The sequence below is a fragment of the Ruoffia sp. FAM 24228 genome, from assembly GCF_045528575.1.
Lineage (GTDB): Bacteria > Bacillota > Bacilli > Lactobacillales > Aerococcaceae > Ruoffia > Ruoffia halotolerans.
The window spans coordinates 1-2,210 of record NZ_JBGQQZ010000119.1 but is presented as its reverse complement, the minus strand read 5'-3'; the positions used below and the strand labels follow the sequence as shown (position 1 = coordinate 2,210).

Below are 2,210 nucleotides of genomic sequence, written 5' to 3'. Positions count from 1 at the left end.
GAAGGTATTAATAATAAAATTAAAGTATTGAAACGAACAGCCTACGGCTATCGAAATTACAGTCATTTTAGAGACCGTATTTTACTTATGACGCGATTATATGTCCCTCAGACAAATAAAAAAGATCAAGCAACAACTTATGCTGCTTGATCTTGATTAAAATGAGTCATCAACCCTATTTGACAAAGAGCCATTTAAATTTAATCAAAAACACATCTTAGATTAGATAACCTAAGATGTGCCTCATTAATTAGAATAATTCTTTGTCACTACCAAACGTTTCTCCTAAAGCTTGTTGTGCAAGCACATTTAAGAAGTTCCATGGTTTATCATATTCTGGTTGGAAGAAGTAGTCAGCTAAAGCTAATTGTTCTAATGTCCAGCCAGCTGAAATTGCTGTTGAAACTGTATTTATCGCAAACATAACATCTTGTTTAGACATTAACTGCGCACCAACAATACGATTTTTTTCTTTTTCAAAGTGAATTTTCATCATAACAGTTGTATCATCACCAATAAATTTAGGACGAATAGTCTCTTCATAATATTTACTGTCGACTTTGCTTAAATCTGCGTCAGAGTCTTTAACACCTGTACAAGCAAAGTGGTAATCGAATAATGATAATGCAGATGTGCCCGAAACGGCTGGCATTTCAAATTTGTTATCTGAAAGCATATTTTTAGCAGCGATTACACCTTGGCGACGTGCGTTAGAAGCTAAAGCAATGGCACGTTTTTCCCCCGTTGGAGCAAATGGAATTAATGTCGCATCTCCAGCTACATAAATATCTGGATTTGATGTTGATTGCATATGTTCATTCACTTCAACAAAACCACGTTCGTTTCGCGCTAAGATACCGTCTAACCATTGTGTATTTGGACGCACACCAACGGCCATAATAACAGTATCTGCTTCGTATTCACCTTTATCTGTCACGACTTTTGCAACAGATCCATTCTCACCGATGATTTCTTGAACTTTTTCCCCACCATGGAATTTCATTCCATGTTCAAGTGCGTTCTCTTGTAAGACTGAAGTAAATTCTTTATCTAGATACGTAGGTAAGATTGAATTTAATGAATCAATAACCGTTGTATCAATTCCTGCTTTCGCGTATGCTTCAGCAACTTCTATTCCAATATATCCACTACCTACAACAACTGCTTTTTTAGCAGATGACATACGTTCTTTTACTTTATCTGCCCAATTGCGGCCACGTAAGTAGTATAAATGATCTAAATCAGTTCCAGGAATTGGAATTTCAATCGGTACAGCCCCTGGGCTAAGGAATAATTTATCATATGATTCTTCAGATTCTCCGTCAGCTGTTTTAACTGTAATCGTTTTAGCTTCTGGATCTACAGATACAACATCACTATTCATATGAACATTTACGCCTTGCTCTTTATAACTTTCTTCATTTGCATAATGTAAGCTATCTAAAGAAGGTGAGATATCTTCTAAATAACTTTGAATCCCACAAGATAAGAATGATGCTGTTTCCCCGCGTTCATATAAATGAATCTCAGCATTTGAATCTTCTTTTAAGATAGTTTGCACTGCTTCATACCCAGCATGTGAAGTACCTACAACAATAATTTTCATAACAAAACCTCCAAGAATTTTTTAACAAATTTATTATATCACATTCTAATCTGATTTCAAACATTCAGAACTCAATCTAACAAAACGTTTATTCAACACCATTTAGTTAGATATTTCATGGGAACATCCATTTGAATAATAGTAATATATTTTTTTCATTTATATAAGCCAAAAAAATTATTTGGTCCTGAATAATTCATAGCTCTATAATTTAAGCTGGTTTCTTGAATAAATTAATCGTTCCGTAAATTTCAAGTTTAAGTTAGCCACTACAGGTAACTCATTTGTTTGGTACCGTAACTGCCTTGTTATTCTAAATCAGTGACCCTCTGATATTGAACTGAGGGATGGTAGTCTCCCGACCAGTCTGGACTCAGGCCATCTTTCCAGACATGAAGCCATGCCGAGGTCAAGTAATGATAGGTCAAGCCCCCAATCGTTCTTGCTTGAATGCTTGAACAAATGTGTCATGTGGTATTGCATAACCCAAAATTTTCCGCGGGTAATCGTTCATCCAACGCTGGATCCGCAAAATCTGGTTCTCGCTCACCTCACTAATCGGGCTTCCCTTGGGAACGAAACGGCGAATTAATTTGTGCTGGTT

Annotated in this window: 2 protein-coding genes and 1 pseudogene; 1 reads left to right on the top strand and 2 read right to left on the bottom strand. The window is 36.1% G+C overall.

The genetic code is table 11. The annotated features are described in order from the left end of the window. Positions 1–150, top strand: a 150-nt coding sequence (locus ACEN33_RS12130) for a transposase (protein WP_138405300.1), incomplete at its 5' end; no start/stop codon positions are given. 100 nt (positions 151–250) lie between these two features. Here the strand turns inward: ACEN33_RS12130 and ACEN33_RS12125 are convergent. Both ACEN33_RS12125 and ACEN33_RS12120 read right to left on the bottom strand, forming a co-directional pair. Further along, a complete protein-coding gene (locus ACEN33_RS12125; RefSeq protein WP_407090964.1) occupies positions 251–1,606 on the bottom strand; it encodes an FAD-dependent oxidoreductase in 1,356 nt (451 codons plus the stop codon). A 424-nt stretch (positions 1,607–2,030) separates the two neighbouring features. Beyond that, a pseudogene (locus tag ACEN33_RS12120) lies at positions 2,031–2,210 on the bottom strand (IS30 family transposase); the annotation flags it as partial.